This window comes from Nonomuraea sp. AD125B (assembly GCF_041402765.1).
Taxonomy (GTDB): Bacteria; Actinomycetota; Actinomycetes; order Streptosporangiales; family Streptosporangiaceae; genus Nonomuraea; species Nonomuraea bangladeshensis.
The window spans coordinates 180,877-205,294 of sequence record NZ_JBGLOU010000009.1; the positions used below are offsets into that span (position 1 = coordinate 180,877).

23 protein-coding genes and 1 riboswitch are annotated in these 24,418 nt (G+C 73.8%); of the genes, 1 reads left to right on the forward strand and 22 read right to left on the reverse strand.

Features of this window, described 5'->3' with window-relative positions:
* Positions 1–50: 50 nt before the first annotated feature.
* Positions 51–1,337: a dicarboxylate/amino acid:cation symporter gene (locus ACBR40_RS24475; RefSeq protein ID WP_371250263.1), complete on the reverse strand. Its 1,287-nt coding sequence runs from the start codon at positions 1,335–1,337 to the stop codon at positions 51–53.
* 205 nt (positions 1,338–1,542) lie between these two features.
* Positions 1,543–2,583, reverse strand: coding sequence for an LLM class F420-dependent oxidoreductase (locus tag ACBR40_RS24480; RefSeq protein WP_344214831.1), 1,041 nt, complete (start codon positions 2,581–2,583; stop codon positions 1,543–1,545).
* Between the two features lie 92 nt (positions 2,584–2,675).
* On the opposite strand from ACBR40_RS24480, the gene ACBR40_RS24485 reads away from it, so the two are divergent.
* Positions 2,676–3,563, forward strand: coding sequence for an endonuclease/exonuclease/phosphatase family protein (locus ACBR40_RS24485; protein WP_344214829.1), 888 nt, complete (start codon positions 2,676–2,678; stop codon positions 3,561–3,563).
* Here ACBR40_RS24485 and ACBR40_RS24490 read toward each other — a convergent pair.
* The 20 genes from ACBR40_RS24490 to ACBR40_RS24585 form a co-directional block, all read right to left on the reverse strand.
* Complete coding sequence (locus ACBR40_RS24490) at positions 3,560–4,114, reverse strand: nucleotidyltransferase family protein (protein WP_344215066.1); 555 nt, start codon at positions 4,112–4,114, stop codon at positions 3,560–3,562. The genes ACBR40_RS24485 and ACBR40_RS24490 overlap by 4 nt on opposite strands.
* Positions 4,114–5,205 (reverse strand): XdhC/CoxI family protein, encoded by a 1,092-nt coding sequence (locus tag ACBR40_RS24495; RefSeq protein ID WP_344214827.1) that lies wholly within the window; start codon positions 5,203–5,205, stop codon positions 4,114–4,116. Before ACBR40_RS24495 ends, ACBR40_RS24490 begins: the two co-directional genes overlap by 1 nt.
* A complete protein-coding gene (locus ACBR40_RS24500; protein ID WP_371250264.1) occupies positions 5,198–6,301 on the reverse strand; it encodes a VWA domain-containing protein in 1,104 nt (367 codons plus the stop codon). Before ACBR40_RS24500 ends, ACBR40_RS24495 begins: the two co-directional genes overlap by 8 nt.
* Positions 6,294–7,160 carry a MoxR family ATPase gene (locus ACBR40_RS24505; protein ID WP_344215064.1) on the reverse strand — a complete coding sequence of 289 codons (867 nt, stop codon included), beginning with the start codon at positions 7,158–7,160 and terminating at the stop codon, positions 6,294–6,296. Before ACBR40_RS24505 ends, ACBR40_RS24500 begins: the two co-directional genes overlap by 8 nt.
* 80 nt (positions 7,161–7,240) lie before the next feature.
* Positions 7,241–7,699, reverse strand: a complete 459-nt coding sequence (locus tag ACBR40_RS24510) for a PH domain-containing protein (RefSeq protein ID WP_344214823.1) — start codon at positions 7,697–7,699, stop codon at positions 7,241–7,243.
* 97 nt (positions 7,700–7,796) lie between these two features.
* Positions 7,797–8,264 carry a 6,7-dimethyl-8-ribityllumazine synthase gene (gene ribH, locus ACBR40_RS24515; protein ID WP_344214821.1) on the reverse strand — a complete coding sequence of 156 codons (468 nt, stop codon included), beginning with the start codon at positions 8,262–8,264 and terminating at the stop codon, positions 7,797–7,799.
* The gene (locus ACBR40_RS24520) at positions 8,261–9,487 is read right to left on the reverse strand and encodes a bifunctional 3,4-dihydroxy-2-butanone-4-phosphate synthase/GTP cyclohydrolase II (protein ID WP_371250265.1); all 1,227 of its coding nucleotides are present in this window, start codon (positions 9,485–9,487) and stop codon (positions 8,261–8,263) included. Before ACBR40_RS24520 ends, ribH begins: the two co-directional genes overlap by 4 nt.
* A complete protein-coding gene (locus ACBR40_RS24525; protein ID WP_344214817.1) occupies positions 9,484–10,152 on the reverse strand; it encodes a nicotinamide mononucleotide transporter family protein in 669 nt (222 codons plus the stop codon). The genes ACBR40_RS24520 and ACBR40_RS24525 overlap by 4 nt, the downstream gene beginning before the upstream one ends.
* Positions 10,149–10,739: a riboflavin synthase gene (locus tag ACBR40_RS24530; protein WP_344214815.1), complete on the reverse strand. Its 591-nt coding sequence runs from the start codon at positions 10,737–10,739 to the stop codon at positions 10,149–10,151. Before ACBR40_RS24530 ends, ACBR40_RS24525 begins: the two co-directional genes overlap by 4 nt.
* A 3-nt stretch (positions 10,740–10,742) precedes the next feature.
* Positions 10,743–11,894 carry a bifunctional diaminohydroxyphosphoribosylaminopyrimidine deaminase/5-amino-6-(5-phosphoribosylamino)uracil reductase RibD gene (gene ribD, locus ACBR40_RS24535; RefSeq protein WP_371250266.1) on the reverse strand — a complete coding sequence of 384 codons (1,152 nt, stop codon included), beginning with the start codon at positions 11,892–11,894 and terminating at the stop codon, positions 10,743–10,745.
* Positions 11,895–11,999: 105 nt separating this feature from the next.
* Positions 12,000–12,130: riboswitch (FMN riboswitch) on the reverse strand.
* A gap of 65 nt (positions 12,131–12,195) precedes the next feature.
* Positions 12,196–13,005, reverse strand: coding sequence for an oxygenase MpaB family protein (locus ACBR40_RS24540; protein ID WP_344214811.1), 810 nt, complete (start codon positions 13,003–13,005; stop codon positions 12,196–12,198).
* Between the two features lie 242 nt (positions 13,006–13,247).
* Entirely contained in the window at positions 13,248–13,910 is a 663-nt protein-coding gene (gene rpe, locus ACBR40_RS24545; protein WP_344214809.1) for a ribulose-phosphate 3-epimerase, read from the reverse strand.
* A 46-nt stretch (positions 13,911–13,956) separates the two neighbouring features.
* Positions 13,957–15,486, reverse strand: a complete 1,530-nt coding sequence (locus ACBR40_RS24550; RefSeq protein WP_371250267.1) for an RsmB/NOP family class I SAM-dependent RNA methyltransferase — start codon at positions 15,484–15,486, stop codon at positions 13,957–13,959.
* Positions 15,483–16,409, reverse strand: coding sequence for a methionyl-tRNA formyltransferase (gene fmt, locus ACBR40_RS24555; RefSeq protein WP_371250268.1), 927 nt, complete (start codon positions 16,407–16,409; stop codon positions 15,483–15,485). Before fmt ends, ACBR40_RS24550 begins: the two co-directional genes overlap by 4 nt.
* A gap of 5 nt (positions 16,410–16,414) precedes the next feature.
* Positions 16,415–16,963 (reverse strand): peptide deformylase, encoded by a 549-nt coding sequence (gene def, locus ACBR40_RS24560; RefSeq protein WP_344214805.1) that lies wholly within the window; start codon positions 16,961–16,963, stop codon positions 16,415–16,417.
* A gap of 28 nt (positions 16,964–16,991) precedes the next feature.
* Complete coding sequence (locus ACBR40_RS24565; RefSeq protein ID WP_344214803.1) at positions 16,992–18,320, reverse strand: hypothetical protein; 1,329 nt, start codon at positions 18,318–18,320, stop codon at positions 16,992–16,994.
* Between the two features lie 37 nt (positions 18,321–18,357).
* Complete coding sequence (locus ACBR40_RS24570) at positions 18,358–19,827, reverse strand: hypothetical protein (RefSeq protein WP_371250269.1); 1,470 nt, start codon at positions 19,825–19,827, stop codon at positions 18,358–18,360.
* Between the two features lie 49 nt (positions 19,828–19,876).
* The gene (locus ACBR40_RS24575; RefSeq protein WP_371250270.1) at positions 19,877–22,510 is read right to left on the reverse strand and encodes a primosomal protein N'; all 2,634 of its coding nucleotides are present in this window, start codon (positions 22,508–22,510) and stop codon (positions 19,877–19,879) included.
* A gap of 176 nt (positions 22,511–22,686) precedes the next feature.
* On the reverse strand, positions 22,687–23,874 hold the full coding sequence (gene metK / locus ACBR40_RS24580; RefSeq protein WP_091076153.1) for a methionine adenosyltransferase: 1,188 nt from the start codon (positions 23,872–23,874) through the stop codon (positions 22,687–22,689).
* Positions 23,875–24,017: 143 nt separating this feature from the next.
* Complete coding sequence (locus ACBR40_RS24585) at positions 24,018–24,341, reverse strand: hypothetical protein (protein ID WP_371250271.1); 324 nt, start codon at positions 24,339–24,341, stop codon at positions 24,018–24,020.
* Positions 24,342–24,418: the final 77 nt, after the last annotated feature.

A 24,418-nucleotide genomic window follows, 5' to 3' on the forward strand; every position in this document is an offset into this window, starting at 1 on the left:
CATAGGCCCCCACGGCGCCGCGCGCCTCCGCGAGAGCGAGAGGGAGCGGGTCAGGCGGCGACCGGCTCCGGCGTCCGCCGCGTCCCGGACGGGGCGTCGTCGAGCGGCTGCGGAGGGGCGTTGAAGACCGCCGTGTCGAGGCGGCCCTCCGAGCGGGCCACCAGCACCGGCACCACCATCTGGCCGGCGACGTTGGTGGCGGTGCGCATCATGTCGAGGATCGGGTCGATGGCCAGCAGCAGGCCGACGCCCTCCAGCGGCAGTCCCAGGGTGCTGAGCGTGAGCGTCAGCATGACGGTCGCGCCGGTGAGCCCCGCGGTGGCGGCCGAGCCGACGACCGAGACGAACGCGATCAGCAGGTAGTCGCCGAGGCCGAGCGGCACGCCGAAGACCTGCGCCACGAAGATCGCGGCGAGCGCCGGGTAGACCGAGGCGCAGCCGTCCATCTTGGTGGTCGCGCCGAACGGCACCGCGAAGGAGGCGTAGTCGGGGTCCACGCCGTTGCGCTCGACCGTGACCCGCTGCGTCAGCGGCAGCGTGCCGACCGACGAGCGCGAGACGAACGCCAGCTCGATCGCGGGCCAGGCGTTGCGGAAGAAGCGCACGGGGCTGACCTTGCCCCAGACCGCCAGCAGCGTCGGGTAGACGGCCAGCAGCACCAGGAGGCAGCCGGCGTAGACCCCGGCGCTGAACTTGGCGAGCGGCGCGAGCAGGTCCCACCCGTACGTGGACACGGCCTTGCCGATGAGGCCCGCCGTGCCGATGGGCGCGAGCCTGATGACCCACCACAGCGCCTTCTGGACCAGCTCCAGCACCGACCGGGCGAGCGCGAGGGCCGGTTCGGCCTTCTCCCCCGCCGCCAGGGCGGCCGCGCCGAGCACGGCGCCCAGGAAGACGATCTGGAGGACGTTGACCTCGGTGAAGGCGGTGACGACGTTGGTCGGGAGGATGCCGGTGACGAAGTCGAGCCAGGTGCCGGCGTGCTCGGGGGCCTTGGCGGCGCCGGTGTCGAGGCTGACGCCGCGGCCGGGGTCGATGAGCAGGCCGAGCCCGATGGCGAGGGCCACCGCCACCGCGGCGGTGATCAGGAACCACATCAGGGTCTTGGCGGCGAGCCTGGCCGCACCGTTGACGTTGCGCAGGTTGGCGACGCTGACCAGCACGGCGGTGAAGACCAGCGGCGGCACGGCGAGCTTGAGCAGCTGGACGAAGATCTGGCCGACCCTGTTCAGGGTCTCGGCCAGCCAGGTCACGTCCCAGATCCTGGCGGCGAAGCCCAGCGCGACGCCGGCGGCGAGGCCGGTGAGGAGCTGGAGCGAGAAAGAGAATCTCTTCACGGGAGGAAAGCTCCGGACTTGTGAGGTTATGGGTGGTCGCGACGTCGTACGGTCAGCGACACAGCGACGTGTGCAACCGGCACAGGTCGACGTGCAGCCGCTCGACGAGCAGCACGAGCACCAGGGAGAACCTCACGGGGCCTGTCAACGCCGGTGAGATCCGGAGCATTCCTCACGGAAAGGGTGATTCACCCCACTTAACCGGTCATCCGGCGATGTCCTTGATCTGCTCGATGAGCCGGACCCGCTCCTCGTGCGTACGCCCGAGCGGCGCCACGTTCAGCGTGGTGACCCCCGACTCCTTCAGCGCCTGCACCCGGTCGCGCACGAAGCCCTCGCTGCCGATCAGCGACTGCTTCTCCAGCAGCTCGGTGGGCACCTTGGCGGCGGCCTCGTCCTTCTTGCCCGCGAGGTAGAGGTCCTGGATCTCCTCGGCCTCCTTCTCGTAGCCGTAGCGCCTGGCCAGGTCGTTGTAGAAGTTCTTGCCCTTGGCGCCCATGCCGCCGATGTAGAGGGCCGCCATCGGCCGCCCGAACTCCAGCAGCCCGGACACGTCGTCGCCGATCGCGAGGGACGCCTGCGCGATCACGTCCAGCTCGCCCAGCTCGGGGTCGCGCTTGGCCTTGCCCGCGGCCAGGGCCTCGCCCCAGACCTCGCCGGCCTTCTCCGGAACGTAGAAGATCGGCTCCCAGCCCTCGGCCAGCTCGGCGGCCAGCTCGACGTTCTTCGGCCCGATGGCGGCGACCACGATGGGGATGCGGGGACGCACCGGGTGGTTGATGATCTTCAGGGCCTTGCCCAGGCCGGTGCCCTGGCCGGGCGGGAGCGGCACCTGGTAGTGGCGGCCCTGGTGCTCCACGCGCTCGCGCCGCCACACCTGGCGGCAGATCTCGATGACCTCCCGCGTACGCGCCAGCGGCGCGGTGTACGGCACCCCGTGGAACCCCTCGATCACCTGCGGCCCCGACGCGCCGATGCCGAGCGTGAAACGCCCGTCGGAGACGAAGTCGAGCCCGGCGGCGGTCATGGCCAGGAGCGTCGGCGTGCGCGAGTAGATCGGCAGGATGCCGGAGGCGATCTGCAGCCGCTCGGTCTTCGCCGCGATGTAGCCCATCTGGCTGACCGCGTCGAAGCTGTAGGCCTCGGCCACGAACACGATGTCCAGTCCGGCCTTCTCGTAGTCCGCCAGCTCGGCGACGGTCTCCTTGAAGCCGCCCGAGTAGTTGATTGCCATACCGATGCGCATGCCGGGCTCCCCTAGAACCGAATGATGTTCCGTTTCGACGCGAACAGGCTATCGCGTCGGCTCTCCGGCGGGGAGCGGCTAGCCTGGGACGGGTGCTGAGTCGCGTTGTCGTGGTGCTGTCTGCGGTGGTGGCCGCGGCTCTGGCGGGTCATCGGCTGATCCCCTCGCTCGGCGGGTTCACCCCCGTCCTGGAGAGCCTGCTGCCTTGGATCGGGCTGGCCGTGCCGGTACTGCTGCTCGCCGCCGCGCTGGCGCGTTCCACCGTGGCCGCCGCGGCCGCGCTGGTGCCGGGGGTGGTGTGGGCGGCGATGTTCGGCTCGACGCTCCTGCGCACGCCGCCCGGCGGGGCCAGCGACCTGTCCGTGGGCACGGTCAACGTCGGCGTGCGCAACGACGCCTCCGGCGAGGCCGTACGCGCCATCGCCAAGGACCTCGACCTGCTGGCCGCCCAGGAGCTGACGCCCGGCGGCCCGGCCGCCAAGCAGCTCAACAAGATGTTCAAGTACCACTACCCGGTCAGCACGGTCGGCCTGTGGAGCCGCTACCCGCTCAGCCGCACCGAGCCGCTGGACGTCGGCCTGGGCTGGCCGCGCGCCCTGCGCGCCGTCGCCGAGACCCCCAAGGGCAAGGTCACCGTCTACGTCATGCACCTCGCCTCGGCCCGGCCCGGCCACACCGCCTCGCGCGACGCCTCGCTGGCCCGCGCCCGCGCGCTGGTCGACGCCGATCCGAGCAAGCGCATCCTGCTGCTCGGCGACCTCAACACCGCCACCACCGACCGCAACCTGCGCGGCCTCACCCCGCCGCTCACCGACGCGCAGAGCGTCGCGGGCGACGGGTTCGGCTTCACCTGGCCGGCCGAGTTCCCGGTCACCCGGCCCGACCACATCCTGTTCAAGGGGATGGAGGCCACCGAGGCGGGCGTGGCCCCGGCGACCGGCAGCGACCACCGCGCGGCGATCGCCTCGTTCCGCTTCTAGCCCTGGCTTCGCAGGGCGGCGAGGTCCCCCGGCGTGTCGATGTCGGCGGGGTCACCGTGGTCGTCGCACGGCACCTCGGTCACCAGCTCGGGATGGGCCTTGATGAACGCGCGGGCCCCGACGTCCCCCACCGCGCGCTCGGCCACCTCGGCGAAGTGCTCGCGGGCGACGAGCACCGGGTTCCTGCGCCGGCCCCCGTACGTCGCGACGGCCAGCCCGGCGCGCGCCTCGATCAGCGCGCGCACCGCGCCCGGCCGGATCAGCGGCTGGTCGACCAGCGCGATCACCACGGCCTCCGCCTCCTCGGGCAGCGCGGCCAGGCCGGCCCGCAGCGACGAGCCCATGCCGGAGGCCCAGCCGGGGTTGCGCACCGCGACCGCCCCGCGCACCTGCGCGTCGGCCGCGCCCAGCACCACCACGACCGGGTGGCAGCCGCCCTCCGCGAGCAGCCGTACGCCCCGGTCGAGCAGGCGTTCGCCGTCGTACTCGACGAGCGCCTTCGGCGTGCCGAGCCGTGCGCCGCGCCCGGCCGCGAGCAGCAGTCCCGCGATCACGGCGACTCGTGGTGGATGCGGCCGCGCGTGGTGGACAGCGGGCGGCCGGTGCCGCCCCAGCGGAGCTGGATCAGCTCGGCGGCGATCGACACGGCGGTCTCCTCGGGGGTGCGCGCGCCGAGGTCCAGGCCGATGGGCGAGCGCAGCCGGGCCAGCTCCTCCTCGGTGAGCCCGGCCTCGCGCAGCCGGGCCAGGCGGTCCTCGTGCGTACGGCGCGAGCCCATCGCCCCGACGTACCCGGCGCCGGTGCGCAGCGCCACCTCCAGCAGCGGCACGTCGAACTTCGGGTCGTGGGTGAGCACGCAGATCACCGTGCGCTCGTCCACCTCCACCGTGGCGAGGTAGTCGTGCGGCCACTTGACCACGACCTCGTCGGCGTCGGGGAAGCGCTTCTGCGTGGCGAAGACCGGCCGGGCGTCGCAGACCGTGACGTGGTAGCCGAGGAACTTGCCGACCCGCGCCACCGCCGCCGCGAAGTCGATCGCCCCGAACACCAGCATGCGCGGCGGCGGCGCGAACGCGTGCACGAACACCGCGAGGTCGTCCAGCCGCCGCTCCCCCTCGCCGCCGTAGCGGCGGATGCCGGTCGCGCCCTGGGCGAGCATGCCGCGGGCGTCGTCGTCCACGGCCTCGTCGAGCCGGCGCACCCCGAGGGTGCCCGAGGCGCGGTCCGGCCAGATGATCCGGCGCGCCCCGATCCGTCCCGGGCCGGAGACGACGGTGGCGACGGCGACCGGCTCGTGCGCCTCGATCGACGCGGCCACCTCGCCGAGCTGGGGGAAGGTCTCGATCGAGATGGGCTCGACGAGGATGTCGATGATGCCGCCGCAGGTGAGCCCGACGGCGAAGGCGTCGTCGTCGGTGACCCCGTAGCGCTGGAGCACCGGCGTGTCGATCTCGCCGGCCAGCTCGAACACCGCGCCCTCGACGCAGCCGCCGGACACGCTGCCCACGACCTCGTCGCCGCGCACCGCCATCGCCGCGCCCGGCGGTCGCGGCGCGCTGCTGAACGTGCTGACCACGGTGGCCAGCCCGAACTTGAGCCCCGACCGGTACCAGCGCATGATCTCCGGCAGCACGTCACGCATGGGCGAGCCTTTCGCTGAGTTGCTCGAAGGCGGCCAGGCTGTGCCCGGCCACCAGGTCGTCGATGTACGGCAGTGCGGCCCGCATCCCGCCCGTGAGCGGCTGGTAGTCCTCATACCCCTTGTGCGGGTTGACCCAGATGACGCGGTACGCCTGCCGCGAGAGCCTGGCCATCTGGGCGGCCAGCAGGCCGGGGTCGCCGCGTTCCCAGCCGTCGGAGGCGATCACCACGATCGCGCCCCGCGCGCTGAACCGGGTCAGGTACTCGCGCAGCTCCTCCCCCAGCCGGGTGCCGCCGCTCCAGTCGGGGATGGCCTTCGAGGCCTCGTTCAGCGCGGTGCCGGGGTCGCGGTGGCGCAGCTCGGCGGTGAGCGGGGTGAGGCGGGTGCCGACGGAGTAGACCCTGGTGGCCCGCGGCTCGCTCCTGACCAGGGCGTGGGCGAAGCGCAGCAGGGTCTCGGCGTAGGGGGCCATGGAGCCGCTGACGTCCACGAACAGCACCACCGCACGGGGTCGGGTGGCGTGCGCGCGGTGGCGGAGCCCGGCCACCTCGCCCTTGCGCAGCGCCTCGCGGATCGTCCTGCGCCGGTCGAGCGCGCCGCGGCGGGCACGCTCGAAGCGGCGCGAGCGCCGCCGGGCCCGCCGGTCGCGCAGCAGGGCAAGCAGGCGGTGCACCTCGGCCCGCTCGGCCGCGGTGAGCCTGGCCACGTCCCGGTGCCGCAGGATCTCGGCGCGGCTCGCGGTCGCGGGGGCCGCCGTCGCCTCGCCGCCGCCCTCCTCCTCGCCGCCCGGGTCCTCGTGCGCCGCCAGGTGCCGGGTGACGCTCGTGACGGCCGTACGGGCGAGCGTCGCGCGCCGCCCGGCGAAGTAGGCGGCGAAGCAGCGGTCGTAGCGGGGCAGGTCGTCCGGCGTCGCGCACAGCGTGAGCCGCCCGGCCCAGTAGACGGCGGCGCGGTCGGTCACGTCGAGATGGGCGAGCGCGGCCAGCAGGCTCTGGGTGCGGTCGTGGTCGGCGGCCACCCCGGCCGCCCGCAGCGTCCTGGCGAAACCCGTCATGACGGCGACCAGCCCGCCTGCGTCCCCGGAGAGGTCAGTCATGGGACAGCAGCCCGTTGCCGAGGACGCTCACCACGTCCTCCCGGTACTTCAGCGCCGCCCCCAGCGTGGCGGCGGCCAGCCCCGGGTCCAGCTCCTTCGCGCCCAGCGTCAGCAGCGCCTCCGTCCAGTCCAGCGTCTCGGCCACGCCGGGCGGCTTGACCAGGTCGGCCCGGCGCAGCCGCTCGGCCGCCCGCGCCACCTGCAGCGCCAGGGTCTCGGTGCACTGCGGCAGGCGGCGCAGCAGGATGGCCACCTCGCGGTCGTAGGACGGGTGCTCCAGCCAGTGGTAGAGACAGCGCCGCTTGAGCGCGTCGTGGACCTCACGGGTGCGGTTGGAGGTCACCACGACCACCGGCGGCGTCTCCGCCCTGATCGTGCCCAGCTCGGGGATCGAGATCGTGAAGTCCGACAGCACCTCCAGCAGGAACGCCTCGAACTCGTCGTCGGCCCGGTCGATCTCGTCCACCAGCAGCACGCTGGGCTGCGTCTCGACGGCCTTCAGCAGCGGGCGGGCGATGAGGAAGCGCCGGTCGTAGATCTCGCCCTCCAGCCGGGCGACGTCGGTGACCCCGGCCGCCTCGGCGGCCTTGAGATGCAGGAGCTGGCGGGCGAAGTCCCAGTCGTAGAGCGCCTGGGCGGCGTCCAGGCCCTCGTAGCACTGGAGCCGGATGAGCGGCGCCCGCAGCAGCGTGGCGAGGGTCTTGGCCAGCTCGGTCTTGCCGACGCCCGCCTCCCCTTCCAGGAACAGCGGCCGTCCCATGCGCAGCGCGAGGAAGGCGGCCGTCGCGAGCCCCTCGTCGGCCAGGTAGGCGTGCCGATCGAGCAGCTCGATGAGCTTTTCCGGCGACTGGATGTCCATCGTCCTGATTGTCCGGCGCAGCACGCCTTCAGGCTACGTCGCCACCCCGCCCGGCGATAAGACGCCGGCCCGACTTGAGGTCAGGGCCGCTCCGGCGCCTCTCCGCGCTCGTGGATGAGCGCCGTCAGCTCGGCGACGGCCTGCGCGGCGCGCTCCTTCTCCGAGCCCTGGATGCCCATCGCGCCGATCGTGCTGCCGTCGGAGAAGTCGACGCGCGGCCACGGCTCGCCCGGCGTCATCGACACCTCCAGGACCTCCGGCCAGGAGTAGCGGTGGGTGCGTACGGCGTTGACGAGGGTCACGCCCTGCTCGTCGGCGTCCACCCGCACCCGGCCCAGCAGGTGCAGCACGTACGCCACCGCCACGCCGAACGCGACGATCGCGATGCGGTCGGGCAGCTTGAACGGCTCGGAGATGAAGATCGCCATGATCACCGCGCCCGCCACGACCAGCGCGGCGAAGCCGTAGGCGACCATGCGCGGGACGCGCGGGCGCCAGGTGACGGGCAGGGACGGCGGCGGGACGGCGGGCTCGGACACGAGGAGAACCTACCGCAGCTCAGGGCAGGTCCCGCAGGAGGAGTCGCCGGTTCGGTCCCATGTCGGGACCGGGCCGCTCCCCCTGCGGGCGCGCGGCTCAGGAAAGATCGCGCAGGAGGAGCGCGGTCTCCAGTGCGGCGACCGCCGACTCGTACCCCTTGTCCTCCTTGCTGCCCGGCAGCCCCGACCGGTCGAGCGCCTGGTCCAGGGTCTCGCAGGTGAGCACGCCGTTGCCGACCGGCGTGCGCTCGTCCAGCGAGACCCGGGTCAGACCGGCGGTCACCGAGTCGCAGACGTAGTCGAAGTGGGCGGTCTCGCCGCGGATGACCGCGCCGAGCGCCACCACGGCGTCGCAGCGGCGGGCCAGCGCCTGGGCGACCACCGGGATCTCCAGGGATCCCGGCACCCGCACCACGGTGGCCCGCGCGCCGCTGTCGTCGCACGCCGCCACGGCCCGCGCCACGAGCTGGTCGGTGATCTTGGCGTGCCAGGTGGCGGCCACCACCCCCACCGTCAGCCCCGCCGCGTCCGGCGCCGCGGCCTGGGGGCGTCCTTCCCCGCTCATGATGCCTCCGAGATGTCGTGGCCGAGGCGATCGCGCTTGGCCTTCAGGTACCGCTCGTTGTAGGGGTTCATGGCCACGGGCATGGGCTCGCGGCCGAGGACCTTGATGCCGTAGCCGTCCATGCCCTTGAGCTTGGACGGGTTGTTGGTGAGCAGCCGCACCGACTTCACGCCGAGGTCGGCGAGGATCTGCCCCGCGTTGGAGAACTCCCGCGCGTCCACCGGCAGCCCGAGCTCCAGGTTGGCGTCCACGGTGTCGGAGCCGTTGTCCTGCAGGCTGTACGCCTTGAGCTTGGCCAGCAGCCCGATCCCCCTGCCCTCGTGCCCGCGCAGGTAGACGACGACGCCGCGGCCCTCCTGGGCGATGGCCGACATCGCGCTGTCGAGCTGCACACCGCAGTCGCAGCGCAGCGAGCCGAACACGTCGCCGGTCAGGCACTCGGAGTGGGCGCGTACCAGGACGTTCTCTCCGTCGCCCAGCTCGCCGTAGACCAGCGCCATGTGCTCGCCGCCGTCGAGGGCGCTGGCGTAGCCGTAGCCGCGCCACATGCCGTACACGTTCGGCAGGCGCGTCTCGGCGACCCGGGTGACCATGCTCTCGACCCGCCGCCGGTGGTCCACGAGCTGCTCGATGGAGACCAGCGCGAGGCCGTGCCGGTCGGCGAAGCGCCGCAGCTCGGGCAGGCGGGCCATGCTGCCGTCGTCGTTGACGACCTCGGCCAGCGCCCCGGCCCCGGACAGACCGGCGAGCCTGGCCAGGTCCACGGCGGCCTCGGTGTGGCCGCGCCTGGCCAGCACGCCGCCCTCGTGGTAGCGCAGCGGGAAGACGTGCCCGGGGCGGACCAGCTCGTTGGGCTCGGTCGCGGAGTCGGCGAGCGTGCGGATGGTCCGCGCCCGGTCGGCCGCGGAGATGCCGGTGGTGACGCCGTCGCGGGCGTCCACGGTGATCGTGTACGCCGTGCGCATGCGCTCCTTGTTGTGGAAGACCATGAGCGGCAGCCCGAGCCGGTCGAGCTCCCTGCCCTCCATGGCCACGCAGATCATGCCGCTGGTGTGCCGGATCGTGAACGTGCACAGCTCGGGCGTCGCCTTGGCCGCGGCGAAGATGAGGTCGCCCTCGTTCTCGCGGTTCTCGTCGTCCACGACCACGACCGGCTTGCCGTTGCGGATGTCCTCGATGGCGCGTTCGATCGGGTCGAGCTCGATCTTCTTCTCCTCCCTCACTGGGCCACCGCCACCTGCGGCGCGGCGCCCGTGCCCGCGCGGTACTCGCGCAGCCACTTGACGAACCCGACGACGACCAGCACGAAGAACACCCCGTACACCCATCCGGAGACGACCAGCCCCGAGCTGAAGGCGAGCGGCACCCCGACGAGGTCGACAGCCACCCACACGATCCAGAAGTCGACCAGCGCCCGCCCCTGCGCCCAGGTGGCGATCGCGCTGCCGACGAAGATGTAGGCGTCGGCGGCCACCAGGAACGCGCCCTTCGGCAGCGGCACCTGCGCGCCCCACGACAGCTTCGTCACCCAGAACAGCAGCCCGACCAGCGCGGTCCCCGCCAGCAGCGCGCCGACCAGCACCAGCCGCTCCCACAGGGCGGCCGGCCTGATCGGGAGCTGCTTGCCGCCCTGGGTGCCGCGCCGCCACGCCCACCAGCCGTACAGCGCCAGGATGCCGAACATGGCCTGCTTCAGCGCGTTGCCGGTGATGTGCGCGTTGATCGAGGCGATGAACAGCAGCACCGAGCCGGCGAACTGCACCGGCCAGGTCCACATCGACTTGCGCATGGCCAGCAGCACCGTGGACAGCGCGGCGATGTTGCCGATCAGGTCCGTCCAGAGCACGTGTGTGCCGAATACCGTGAATCCGGCGTCCGCCCAGTTCACTGCCTGACCACCAGCCTTTCCACATACTTCGCGATCACGTCGACCTCGATGTTCACCAGGTCGCCCACCTGGCGTTCGCCCATGGTGGTGAGCCGCAGCGTGGTCGGGATGAGGCTCACGCCGAAGCCGTCGTCGTCAACCGTGGTGACCGTCAGGCTGATTCCGTCGATCGCGATGGAGCCCTTCTCGGCGACGTACCGGCTCAGCGGCTCCGGGAGGGAAAAGCGCAGGTCGTCCCAGTTCTCGCCGGGGGCGCGGGACAGCAGCACGGCGGTGCCGTCCACGTGGCCCTGCACGATGTGGCCGCCGAGGCGCTGGTCGGCGCGTACGGCCCGCTCCAGGTTGACCGCGGACCCGGCGGACAGCGCGCCGAGGGAGGTGCGGTCGAGGGACTCCCGCATCACGTCCACGGTGAAGACGCCGTCCGCGGCCTCGACCACCGTCAGGCACACGCCGTTGACGGCGATGGAGTCGCCGTGGCGGGCGTCGGAGGTGACCAGCGGGCCGCGTACGGACAGCCGGGCGCCGCCGCCGGCGTGTTCGATGGCGACGACTTCGCCCTTTTCCTCAATGATTCCGGTGAACATCGATCACTGCTCCCTGCTGGGTTGCGCGACGGGCCGGGCGATCAGCCGAACATCTGGCCCTATGGGGGAAATTTCGTCAAAGGTCAGGCGATGGATGGCGTCGATCGTGCCCACCCCGGCCGGGCCGAGCGCGGCGCGGCCGGAGCCGAGCAGCGCCGGGGCCACGTACGCGACCACCCGGTCGGTCAGCCCTCCGCGCAGGAACGATCCCGCGAGCGCGGGCCCGCCTTCGAGGAAGACGCCGACGACCTCGCGGGCGGCCAGCTCGGTCAGCAGGGCGCGCAGGTCGAGGCCGCTCCCGTGGCGGGGCAGGCGCAGGATGTCGGCCTTGAGCCGGCCGGTGTCGGCGTCGTCGGCCACGGCGAGGAGGGTGGGGGCCTGGTCGTCGAGCACGCGGGCTTCGGGGGGCGTACGGGCCTCGGTGTCGACCACGACCCGCAGCGGCGGCCTGCGCCGGGCGGACGGACCCTCCGGTCGGGCGGTGAGCCGGGGGTCACTGCGCCGCGCGGACGGGCCGTCCGGTCGGGCGGTGAGGCGGGGGTCGTCGGCGAGCACGGTGCCGACGCCCGCGACGATCGCGTCGGCGGCGGCCCGCATCCGGTGCACGTCGGCCCGTGACTCCGGCGAGGTGATCCACTGGCTGGTGCCGTCCTCGGCGGCCGAGCGGCCGTCGAGCGTGGCGGCGAACTTCCAGGTCACGTGGGAGCGGCCGAGCCGCGCGTAGGTGAGCCACTCCTCGTTGACCCGTTCGGCCTCGGCCGCCAGCACGCCCGTGGTCACCTCGACCCCGGCGGCCCGCAACCGCGCCGCGCCGCCCGCCGCCTTGGGGTTGGGGTCGGCCACCGCGACCACGACCCGCGCGATCCCGGCGTCGAGCAGCGCCCGGCTGCACGGCCCCGTCCGCCCGGTGTGGTCGCAGGGCTCCAGCGTCACGTACGCCGTGCCGCCCCGGGCCCGCTCCCCCGCCTGGGCGAGCGCGCCGATCTCGGCGTGCGGCCCGCCCGCGTACGCGTGGAAGCCCTCCCCGGCGACCGCGCCGTCCGCGTCCAGCACGACGCAGCCGACGACCGGGTTGGGGCTGGTGGTGCCGTGACCGCGCGCGGCCAGCGCGACGGCGCGCGCCATGGGGGCGGCGTCCTGCTCGGGTAGCTCCACCCGGGGTCTCCTACTCGCCAGTAGCTTCAAGCCACGGCGGGCCCCGGGGGACTCGATGGTGCACGACATGCACCACAGCAGGCATCCGGCGGTATGCCGGACACCTCGCGCGCTGCCTCCCATCCGGACTTTAACCGTCGGTCCCGGAATTTCACCGGGTCAACCGGCCGATGGCATCGGCCGGGTCGCGGACTGTAACCGCCGGTTCGGAGTTTCACCGACCCCGGAGCACGCTAGCTCTGTTCTCCCATCAGTGTGCCATGTCCGAAACGCCGAGCGCGACCGCCCCCTGCGCGGGGATTCAGGCGGCCGTCATCCGGCGCGCCCGGCGGGCCACCGGCGCGTACCTGACCTGCGGGGGCACCAGCCCGAGCCCGGTGTGCAGGGTACGCAGGGTCGCCGTCGCCCACAGGTCGCCGACGGGGGTGGCGGGCAGGCCGTACAGCCGCCGGGCCCAGCGCGGCAGCGTGGCGAAGGCCAGCAGCGTGAGCGCCGGCAGGGCGGGCTTGAGCGGGGTCAGCAGGAGCGGCAGCGGCGCGTTGAGCGACAGGCGCAGCGGATGGGCCGCCTCCGGGACGAAACGCAGCCCCGGCCGTTCGGCCCGGATGTAGTCCTCCAGCTCGGCGACCGAGCCCGGCACGTCCTCGGCCTTGAGCCCTACCACCTCGGCGGCCCGCCGCCACTCGGCCACGAACGTGTCGGCCTCGGCGTCGCTCAGCCGTACGCCGGCCCGCCGGGCAACCGACAGGTAGGAGTCGACCTCGCCGACGTGCACCCAGCGCAGGGCGTCGGGGTCGTCGAGACGGTAGGTCTCTCCGGTGTCGGGGTCGTGGGCGGTGAGGCTGGCGTGGATCTTGCGTACCCGGCGGCCCGCCCGCTCGACCTCCTCAGTGGTGCCGTACGTGCGGACCCGGACGAACTCCGTGGTGCGCTGGAAGCGCGCCCAGGACTCGGCCGGGTCCATGAGCGCGGAGTTCTGCAGCACGCCGCGCATCGCCCGCGGGTGCAGGCCCTGCATGAGCAGGGCGCGGAAGCCGCCGACGAGCAGGATGGGTTCGCCCATCACCCGCCAGGTGACCGAGCCGGGGCCGAAGATGCCATGGTCACTCATAAGTGGATAATTACCCAGGTTGGGTGACATCTATGTGTCGATTGTGGCCCCGTCGGGTGTCAATCCCGGCCGGGCATGGAAACCGCCACGCCGGCGGCTCAACCCCGGGCGCGGGTGCTCAGCCGTGGACGCTGGATGCTCAGTCGTGGACGCGGAATGGTCAGCCCTGGGCGCGGGTGCTCAGCCCTGGACGCGGAATGGTCAGCCCTGGGCGCGGGTGCTCAGCCCTGGACGCGGGATGGTCAGCCCTGGGCGCGGGTGGCGGCCGCGCGCAGCTCGTCGATGGCCGCGCCCGGGTCGGAGGCGCCGTAGACGGCGCTGCCCGCCACGAACACGTCCGCCCCCGCCTCGGCGCACCGCCCGATCGTCTCGGCGTCCACGCCGCCGTCGACCTGCACCCAGATCCGGCCGCCGTGCCGCCGCACCAGCTCACGCGCCCGGCGGACCTTCGGCAGCACCATGTCGAGGAACTTCTGCCCGCCGAAGCCCGGCTCCACGGTCATCAGCAGCAGCATGTCGAGCTCGGGCAGCAGGTCTTCGTACGGCTCGACCGCCGTGGCCGGGTTGAGCGCGAGCCCCGCCCGCGCCCCCTGCGCGCGGATCTCGCGCAGCGTGCGGACGGGCGCCTTGGCGGCCTCGGCGTGGATGGTGACGCTGCCCGCGCCCGCCTCGGCGTACTGCGGCGCCCAGCGGTCGGGGTCGGCGATCATCAGGTGGCAGTCGAGCGGCGTGGCGGTCGCCTTGCGCAGCGCCTCGACGACGGGCAGCCCGAGGGTCAGGTTGGGCACGAAGTGGTAGTCCATGACGTCGACGTGCAGCCAGTCGGCGTTGGGCACGGCGGCGGCCTCGTCGGCGAGCCTGGCGAAGTCGGCGGCGAGGATGCTGGGCGAGATCTGTACGGCCATGATTTCGCCCAGTCTAGTGAACGGCGGGAGACGTGCCCCCGCCGCGTCACGGACGGCGCTTGCGGACGAGCGCCAGGAACATCGCGTCGGTGCCGTGGCGGTGCGGCCAGAACTGCGCGTGCGGGCCGTCGCCGAGACCGTCGACCTCGGGCAGGTAGGCGCGCGCGTCGAGCTGCTCGGCGTCGTCGCGGCGGGCGAGCACGTCGCCCACCACGACCCTGGTCTCGGCCAGGTGCGGCGAGCAGGTGACGTACGCGACGACCCCGCCGGGCCGGACCGCGTCGAGGGCGGTGCCGAGCAGCCGGCGCTGCAGCCGGCCCAGCTCGGCGATGGCCGACGGGTCGCGGCGCCACCGGGCCTCCGGCCGCCGCCGCAGCGCGCCGAGCCCGGTGCAGGGCGCGTCCAGCATGACCCGGTCGAACACCCCGGGACGCCAGGCGGGCTCGGTGCCGTCGGCAGTGATCACGTCCGCGTGCCGGGTGGTCTGCCACACCAGCCGCGCGCGATGGAACTGGACGTCGGCCGCCAGCAGCCGCGCCCCGCCGGGGAACCCGGCCGGGCCGTCGGCGGCCGTGTCGCCGTGGGTGGCGATGGCGTCGAGCAGCCCGGCCTTGCCTCCCGGCCCGGCGCACATGTCGAGCCACCGCTCCCCGCCGCCGCCCGGACCGCCCGCCGGCGCGTCGCCGTCGTCGAGCGGGACGCGGGTGAGGGCGAGCGCCACGAGCTGGCTGGCCTCGTCCTGGACGGCCGCACGGGTGCCCGCCACGGCCTCGATCTGCCCGGGGTCGCCCTCACCCAGATAGGCCGCGTACGGCGAGTAGCGGCCCGGCGTGGCCCCGGCCTCCTCCAGCTCCTTGACCGAGCTGCGCCCCGGCCGGGCGACCAGGGTCACCAGGGGACGGACGTTGTCGGCGGCGAGCAGGTCGGTCAGCTCGGCGTCGCCGCCGAGCGCGTCGCGGAAGGCCGAGACGATCCAGCGCGGGTGCGCGTGGGCGACGGCGAGGTGGCCGACCGGGTCGGCGCCGGCGTCGGGCGCGACGATGGGCACCCACTCCTCGATCGTCCTGGACGCGATCTTGCGCAGCACGGCGTTGGCGAACTTGGCGGGGCCGGGGCCGACGCGCAGGCGTACGAGGTCGACCGTGGTGCCGACGGCGGCGTGCGGCGGGACCCGCATGCGCAGGAGCTGGTGGGCGCCGAGCCGCAGGGCGTCGCGCACGTCGGGATCGGGCGCGCGGTCGCTGCACATCTCGATGATTGCGTCGTACGTGCCGAGCCCGCGCAGCGTCCCGTAGGCCAGCTCGGTGGCGAGGGCGGCGTCACGGCCCCTGATGCCGCGCTCGCGCAGGATGCGCGGCAGGAGCAGGTTGGCGTAGGAGTCACGCTCGTCCACGGCCCTGATGACGTCGAACGCGGCGATCCTGGCCTCATCCCGAGGCACCCGCCGCCCCCCACGCCCGCCCTGCGCCCGCCCCTGCCCACCGCGGGCCTGGCCGTCGCGGGACTGGCCGCCGGCGCGGTTCTTCGCGCCGCCGCGGGGCCGGTCGCGGCCCCCGTCGTTGTGCTGACCGCTCACGCGAAGATCTCTTTGCCCTCCGGGCGGACTCCCCGAGCCCACTCCACGGCCCCCATGACCCGCTTGCCCTGGGGCTGCACCTCGCCCAGCTCGACCGCGTCCGTGGCGGTGCCGACGAGCACGCGGGACTTGCCCGCGGCGACCTCGCCGGGAGCCAGCCGCTCCCCGGGGACCGGCCGCACCGGCCCGAGCTTGATCCGCGTGCCGCGGAACTCGGTCCACGCGCCGGGGCCGGGCGTGCAGGCCCGGATGAGGCGATCGACGTGCATAGCCGGCTTGTCCCAGGCGACCCGCGCGTCGGCGACGTTGAGCTTGGGGGCGATGGTGACGCCGTCGGCCGGCTGCGGCCGGGCCTCCAGCGTGCCGTCCTCGACCCCGTCGAGCGTGGCGGCCAGCAGCCCCGCCCCGGACACAGAAAGCCGCTCCAGCAGCGCCCCGCTGGTGTCGTCGCGGCGGACCTCCTCGGTGACGACCCCGTAGACGGGCCCGGCGTCGAGCTCCTTGACGATCTGGAACGTGGTCGCGCCGGTGATCTCGTCACCGTGCAGGACCGCGTGCTGGACGGGCGCGGCGCCGCGCCACGCGGGCAGGATCGAGAAGTGCAGGTTGATCCAGCCGTGCCGGGGGACGTCGAGCGCGGACTGGGGCAGCAGCGCGCCGTAGGCCACCACGGGGCAGCAGTCGGGCCCGATCTCCCGCAGCCGGTCGAGGAACGCGGGATCGCCGGCCTTCTGCGGGCGCAGCACCTCGATGCCCGCCTCCTCGGCGAGCTCGGCCACCGGCGAGGGGTGGACCTTGCGCCCGCGCCCGGACTGGGCGTCGGGCCGGGTGACGACGGCCACCACCTCGTGCCGGGGCGAGTCGATCAGGGTGCGCAGCGACGGCAGAGCCGTCTCGGGCGTGCCCGCGAAGACCAGACGCATGCTTGTCAGAGTGCCTTTCCGCCGGTCGCGTGCGGCGAGAACTTGACGACGGGCGCGGCGAGCCCGCTCCACTCGGCCTCGCGGACCGCCTTCATGGCGAGCTTGCGCTGCTTGGGATCCATGCGGTCGATGAACAGGATGCCGTCGAGGTGGTCGGTCTCGTGCTGGAAGCATCGTGCCATGAGGTCGGTGCCCTCCAGCGTGACCGGCTCGCCGTGCATGTTGAAGCCCTTGGCCACGGCGCGCACGGCCCGCGGCGTCGGGAACGACAGCCCGGGGAAGGACAGGCAGCCCTCCTCGCCCTCCTCGTCCAGCTCGGACGACAGGTCGAGGTCGGGGTTGATCAGGTGGCCGAGCTGGTCGTCGACGTAGTAGGTGAACACCCGCAGGCCGACGCCGATCTGCGGGGCCGCGAGGCCCGCGCCCGGCGCGTCCATCATCGTGTCGGTGAGGTCTTTGACCAGCTTGCGGAGCTCCTTGTCGAAATCGACGACCGGGGCCGCCGGGGTGCGCAGCACCGGGTCTCCGAACAGCCGGATCGACTGGATCGCCAAAGGGGTCACTCCGTTTCGTCGCGAGGGATCAGCCCAGTTTAGTGTGCTGGAGCGAGCGGGCCTTCATCGCGGCTTTGCGGGCGGCCTTGGCCACCGACTCGTCGTCGTGGCGGCCTGCGAGCAGGTCGAGCACGGCGATGGTGTCGGGGTGGCCGACGGCGGGCATCTCGGCGACGAGCTTGACGAGGTCTTCCGGCGGGTCGAGCCGCGCCGCGGCGGGCCCGGACAGGTGCAGCAGGGCCGCCAGGGAGTCGACCGCGAGCCAGGTGTGGTCCTCGGGGCCGAGCGCCGGGGCCGGCAGGTCGCGGATGTGCAGCCAGGAGGCGGCGTAGCGGCGCAGGAGGGGCTCGTCGAGCGCCTCGCGCACGGGGGCCTCGGCCTCGGGACCCAGCTCCTCCAGGATCGCGCCCACCGCGCCGCGCTGCCCGGCGGTGCCGGAGGCGGCGATCGCGACGAGGTCGCGCGCGGCCGACTCGGGCGAGCGGCGCTCCAGCCACCCGGCGACGGCGCTCTGCGTGGCCGTGCCCTTGACCAGCGCCTCGACCAGCTCGGCCGCCGACAGGTCGGCGAAGACCTCCACCTCCTCCGCGGTCGGCGCGTCGTGCCCCTCACGCAGCAGGTCGCGGCGGACGGCCCACACCCCGAGCGGGGTGAGCGCGGTGCGCCCCGCGGGGGTCTGCTCGACCAGCCCGCAGTACGTGAGCAGCGACAGCGCCTCCAGCAGCTCGGCCGGCAGCGCGGCGGCCAGCCTGCGCATCTCGGCGGCCCCGGGGGCGCAGGCGACCTCGTGGGACTGGAGGATGCCACGGGCGAGGTTGGCGGTGGCGACGCCGGAGCGTACGGAGTAGATGGTGGCGAGCATCTCGGCCAGGTGGCCGTCCACCACGGCCGAGCCGGTCAGGCCCTCGTCGGCGCGGTCGAGGACGTCCATGACCACGCCGTCCCAGAACTCCAGCGTGGCCTCGACCGTGAGCTGCATCGACAGCGGCCCCCGCGCGGCCCGTCCGGCCGTGATGCGCAGCAGGCCGGTGTTGACGGCGACGATCCAGACCAGGCGCAGCCGGGCGGCGCTCAGGCCGAACCGGGCGGCGGCGGCCGCCGCGTCGGACTCGCCGAGGTGCCCGTCGGGGCCGACGGCGCGCTCGCCCGTCCACGCGGTGAGCCTGATGGCGTCGGCCACGAGCGGCACCGCGGGGACGGCCCGGGCCAGCTCGGCGTCGGACGCCAGCAGGACCGGCGGGAAGGTCAGCGCTTCGTGCTCCTCGGCGGGAGCCGCCTCGGCCTGCCGTGGGGGCACGGCAGCCTGCTCATCGATCAGCTTGCGCAGCTCGGCGAGGTCGAAGACGTTGTTGGCCACTCACGAAACTTACTGCACGGCAGTCACATGAGCGTACTCAACGGATCGTCCGGGAGCGGGCCTTGAAGGCCGCCTTGCGGGCGGCCTTGGCGACCGTGCCGTCGGGGATCGAGCGTCCCAGCAGCTCCAGGACCTCGACGACGTCAGGGTGGTCGACCCGCCACATCTCCTCGATCATATGCGCCGGCGGACCGGACGCCGCCATGTTCTCGGCGAAGATCTCCGGGTCCTCCTCGGCGGCCGGCATGGCGAGGGCGAGCATGTCCACGCTGACCCACAGCAGCTCGTCCTGGGTGAGCTGCGGCGCGGGCAGGCGGCGGGCGGCCAGCCAGTGGATGACGTGGGGGCGCAGCTCGGCGTCGTCGAGGTGGTCGCGTACCTGGGGCTCGGCCTCGGCGCCGAGCCGGTCGACGATGGTGACGGCGATGCCGCGGGCCACGGCGGGCGCGCCGGAGGCGGCGGCCAGCAGCTCGCCGGCCGCCTCGCCGGGGGTGCGGCCGCTCAGCCAGCGGTCGATGTCGCCCTCGGCGAGCTCGGCGGGCACGCCTTCGAGCAGCCCCTGGATGAGTCCGAACGCGTCGGCCTCGGCCAGGTCGGGGGCGAGCGGGGCGTCGAGGCCGAGCGCGAGGTAGTGCTCGCGCAGGCCCCAGACGGCCAGCGGGGTGAGCTCGGCCTCGCCGTCCTCCACCCGGAGCAGGCCGCACCAGGACAGCCGGTCGAGCACGGCGTCCAGGTCGACCTCGCCGTCGCAGGACAGGTCGTCGAGGTAGTCGCCGATCACGCCGACCGGCACCCGCACCTGGAGGCGGTAGAGCATGTCGAACAGGTCGTAGAGGCCCTCGTCCAGCTCGGCGGAGCCGGTGACCGAGCCGCGCGGGTCGCGTTCGAGAACGCCGGTGACGACGTCGGCCCACTCGCGCAGCGGCTCGCCGGCCCCCGGCAGTGGCCGCTCGCGCAGCATCGGGACCTCGCCCAGGGCGGCGGTCAGCTCCTCGGGCGGGGCGAGGCGGGCCGCGGGCAGCGGGGTGCAGCCGGGGCAGTCGCAGGGCGCCTCGCCGAGGTCGGGCACCTCGCCGGAGGGGATGGCGATCGACTGCTCCAGCGACTCGGGGCCGATGGAGCTGAACAGGCTCTTGGCCATGCCGAAGTTGGCGGTGTCGGCGAGCGCGTCGGACAGGCGGGGCTCGATGTCGGCGATGCGCTCGCGCATGCGGGCCGCCCGTTCCTCGGGTACGGCGCCCGTCTCGGTGAGGTAGGCGACCAGGGTGCGGGCTGCGGCGATGGTCTCCGGGGCGCTCTCCGGAGGCGCGATGACCTTGCGCGGATAGATGGACAGGAGCAGCTCGTCGAAGGTCTCGGGAGTGAAATCACCTGGTTCGTTGACGTTGAGGTAGTCGCTGGCGTAGTCGCAGAGCAGGCGGACCTCGTCCGCGTCCACCTCGACTTCCCGCGCGCGCCCCCAGGCGCGCAGGTCGTCGATGGCTTGGTTCACCCATTCGATCGACACAGGGGCACGCTAACGGCTGGTCTCCGGATGAGCGAATCGGGGAAACGGTCTAAATCAGGTCGAGTGGGTCGACACTCACCCTCACGACATCCGGCGTCTTACGCGCTGCGCGCACCCCGCTGGCCCCCTTGAGCGCTGCCGCCAGCGCCGCACCACCGGTTCTGCGTACCCGGATCATGGCCCGCTCCTGGCCCTCGTCGTCGACCGGCACGGGGCCGAGCACCTGCGCCTCGGCGGGCAGGTGGGCCTCGTCGATCATCTGCCGGACGGCGGCCGCCGGGCCGGTGAGCGTGGCCATCCGGACGGCGGGCGGGAAGCCCAGCTCGGCCCGGTCGGCCAGCTCGCGCTCGGCGTGCGTGATCGGGTCCCAGCGCACCAGAGCCTGTACGGCGGGCAGCGCGGCGTCGGCCAGCACCACCAGCTCCGCGCCGGGGCGCAGCAGGGCGGCGGCGTTCATCCAGCGGCGTACGGCCTCCTCGCCGGCCCGCAGGTCGGCCCGGCCGAGCAGCGCCCAGCCGTCGAGCAGGACGGCCGCGGCGTACCCTCCCTCGGCCACCGGCTCGGCCCCCGGCGTGGCGACGACCAGCGCGCGGGAGGCGGGCACGGTCGCCAGCACCCCGTCCCGCCCGGACGTGCGCACGGGGATCGACGGGAAGGCCCGGCCCAGCTCCTCGGCCGTACGGCGGGCGCCGATGACCACGGCCCGCAGGTGCGGGCTGCCGCACGACGGACAGCGCCACGCGGCGTCCACCCGGCCGCACCAGCGGCAGTAGGGCGCGGCATGTCCGCCACGCAGGGCCAGGGGCCCGTGACACGACGCGGCCGGCGTCCCCGCCAGTTCCAGCGGCAGCGCGGCGCTGACCCCCTCGCCGACGACCTCCCGTCCCGAATCACCGGACCCCGGACGAACATGACGGGCCCGATCATCGGACCCCGGAGGGCCCTGACGGTCCGGATCGCCGGAGAAGCCGCGCTCGCTCTCCCCACGTCGCACCGGGTCCTCCGGTGGGCCGCCCGGGAGGTGAAGCACTTCCTGTCCACCGCCGGCCGGGTCCGACGGCGCGAGGGACGAACCACCCGGGAAGTGACCAGCCTCCTGGCCACCGGCCAGGCCCGACGCCGGGCGGGACGAACCACCCGGGAGGTGACGCGCCTCCTGCCCACCACCGGCGATGCCCGACGGCACGCGGGCCGGACCGCCGGGGGGACGGCCCAGGTCCTGTCCACCACCCGCGCGCCCACGCGCCTCTCCCCCGCCCCCTGGGAAGCCCGACGACGGGCCGGAGGGGGCGACGGCCGGGGACGCGTCCGTCCCGGGCGGGGCGAGGAGGGTGCGGGTGGGCGGGAGCACGCACCGGGCGGGCGTACGGCAGTGCCGGCAGGCCAGGGCGGGCAGGTAGCCGCGTCTCGGCACCTGGACCAGCACCGGGCCGCCGCCGTCCAGCCCGTGCCGCAGGGCCCGCCAGGCGAGGCTGGGCAGGCGCGCCTGCCGCGCGGCCTGGTCCTTGGCCAGCTCGGCGTCCTCGCCCGCGGGCCGTACGCGCGGCGCGAGGCTCCTGATCGTGGTCCTCGCCGCCACGATGGGACGGGCCCAGCGCCCGGCGATGAGCTGGGTGGCCTCGGCGGTACGGGCGTAGCCGCCGATCAGCATGGCCGCCCCGGTGCGGTGCGCGCGCAGGCCCAGCACCTCCCGCGCGTGCGGGTAGGGGGCCAGCCGCTCGGCGTGCAGGTCGTCGCCGTCGTCCCAGATCGCCACCAGCCCCAGCTCCGCGACCGGGGCGAACATGGCGGCCCGGGTGCCGACCACGGCCCGCACCTGGCCGCGCAGCACCTTCAGCCAGCGGCGGTACCGTTCGGCGGGGCCGAGGTCGGCGGTGAGCGCCACGTGCCTGCCCGGCCCCAGCACGCCGGCGAGCTCGGCGTCGGCCAGCGCCACGTCCTTGCCGTCGGGGACCACGACGACCGCTCCCCTTCCGCCGTCCAGCGTCGCGCGTACGGCCTCGGCCATCGGGCGGGCCCAGCCGAGAGCGCCGGGCAGCGCGGACCAGACGGCCCTGGGGGCTCTGCCGTGGCGAAGCGCATCCAGGAAGGACGGCCCCATCGGATAAGCGTCCCAGGCGCTCTCCCCGCCCCGGACACCTCCCACCGCCCCGCCGCCTTCGCCGTCCTCGACACTTCCCGCGCCCTCGCCCTGGACGTCCGTCCCCTCGGGAGCGTCCGGCCGCGTGGAACGGTCCGGCTTCGGGGTCTCGGACTCGGCCTTGGCGTGGCGGGGCGGGATGGCGAGGCGGAGCACGTCGGTGAAGGTGCCCGCGTAGCGGTCGGCGACCGCCCTGGCCAGCCCGGCGATCTCGGGGGTCAGCACCCGCTCGGGGGACACCACGCGTTCGAGCGGCATGAGCCGCCCCTCATGGTCGCTCTCGTCCACCCGCTCCAGCAGGAACCCGTCGACCAGCTTGCCGGCGAACCGCACCCGCACCCGCACCCCGGGCTCGGCCGTCTCGTGCAGGGCGGCGGGCACCAGGTAGTCGAAGGGGCGGTCGAGGTGGGGCAGCGGGCTGTCCACGGCGACCCGGGCCACGGGCCGCTCGGGCGCGGGCACGACGGCGCCCTTGGTGTCCTTCGACGAGGCCGCAGGCCGCACGGCGTCGAGCGGCAGGAGGGCGTCGTCGGAGTCGGTCACGCATAACGTCTACCAGACCCGCCACGCCCGCCCGTACCTCCTCCGACGAGGGGCGTCCGGCGAGGGGCAGGCGAATGCCCGGATCGCACCGAGTGGTGCCATCCGGGCTCGCGCAGGCGACGTCTGCAGGAGGCGCCGCCCCTCAGGGCGGCCCTCCCGGCGTCACCGGAGATCGGTCAGAGACCGGCGGCCGTGCGGAGCGCCTCGGCGCGGTCGGTGGACTCCCAGGAGAAGCCCTCGCGCCCGAAGTGCCCGTAGGCGGCGGTCTCGGAGTAGATGGGCCGCAGCAGGTCGAGGTCGCGGATGATCGCCGCCGGGCGCAGGTCGAACACCTGGAGCACGGCACCCTGGATCTGCTCCACCGGCAGCTTCTCGGTGCCGAAGCACTCGACGAACAGACCGACGGGCTGCGCCTTGCCGATCGCGTAGGCCACCTGCACCTCGCAGCGGTCGGCGAGCCCGGCCGCGACGACGTTCTTGGCGACCCAGCGCATGGCGTAGGCGGCCGAGCGGTCGACCTTGGACGGGTCCTTGCCGGAGAACGCGCCGCCGCCGTGGCGGGCCATGCCGCCGTAGGTGTCGATGATGATCTTGCGGCCGGTCAGGCCGGCGTCGCCCATGGGGCCGCCGATCTCGAAGCGCCCGGTCGGGTTGACCAGCAGCCGGTAGCCCTCGACCTCGATCTCGAGGTCGGCGAGCACCGGGTCGACCACGTGCTCCTTGATGTCGGGCGTCAGCATCTCCTTGAGGTCGATCTCGGCCGCGTGCTGCGTGGAGACGACCACGGTGTCGAGGCGGACCGGCGTGTCGCCGTCGTACTCGATGGTGACCTGGGTCTTGCCGTCGGGGCGCAGGTAGGGGACGGTGCCGTTCTTGCGGACCTGCGACAGCCGCTGGGAGAGCCGGTGGGCCAGCGTGATCGGCAGCGGCATCAGCTCGGGGGTCTCGCGGCAGGCGTAGCCGAACATGAGACCCTGGTCGCCCGCGCCCTGGCGGTCGAGCTCGTCGCCGTCACCGTCGACGCGGTGCTCGTAGGCGTCGTCGACGCCCTGCGCGATGTCCGGCGACTGGGCGCCGATGGACACCGACACGCCGCACGAGGCGCCGTCGAAACCCTTGTGGGAGGCGTCGTAGCCGATCTCGAGGATCTTCTCGCGGATGACGCCGGGGATGTCGACGTAGGTCTCGGTCGTGACCTCGCCTGCGACGTGGACCTGGCCAGTGGTGATCAGTGTCTCGACGGCGACCCGGCTCTTGGGGTCGTCCTTGAGCATGGCGTCGAGAATCGCGTCACTGATCTGGTCGGCGATCTTGTCCGGGTGGCCCTCGGTGACCGACTCGGAGGTGAACAGGCGACGTGACAACTCAGTGGCTCCTCAATGCAGCGGCTGCTGACGTATCGACGGCCCGGGACATCGGGACGCGCGCCGGGGCCTCGCCGAAGTCTAGCCCTACCGGGTGCCGGGTCGCGAAACCATGCCCCATCCGTACGCTCGCGTCGCGCGGGTCACAGGTCCGGCAGCGGATCGTGGGGCAGCGTCTCGGGGGCGAACACCTCCGCGTCGGCGGCCGCCACGACCGCGGCGTACTCCTCGTCGAAGGCGAACATCATCGAGCCCAGCTCCAGAACCGGTCCCGGCAGGACGGGGCCGAGGCGGGTCATGCGCGGGAACTCGGCGTACACGCCGATCGGGCGGTCGGTCCTCAGCGTACGGGTGGCGAGCACCGCGATGGACGCCTCCGTGACGACGACGAGGAAGTGTCCCGTGCCCGCCGGCCCCACCGCGGACGCGGGGAACACGTAGTGGATGTCCCCCTGCCCCCCGAGCAACGTCCGGCACCGATCCCTGACAGCAGAACCCAGCGGCATTCCGTCCCCCTCCGCCCCAAGTATCCGCAGGCAGGGTG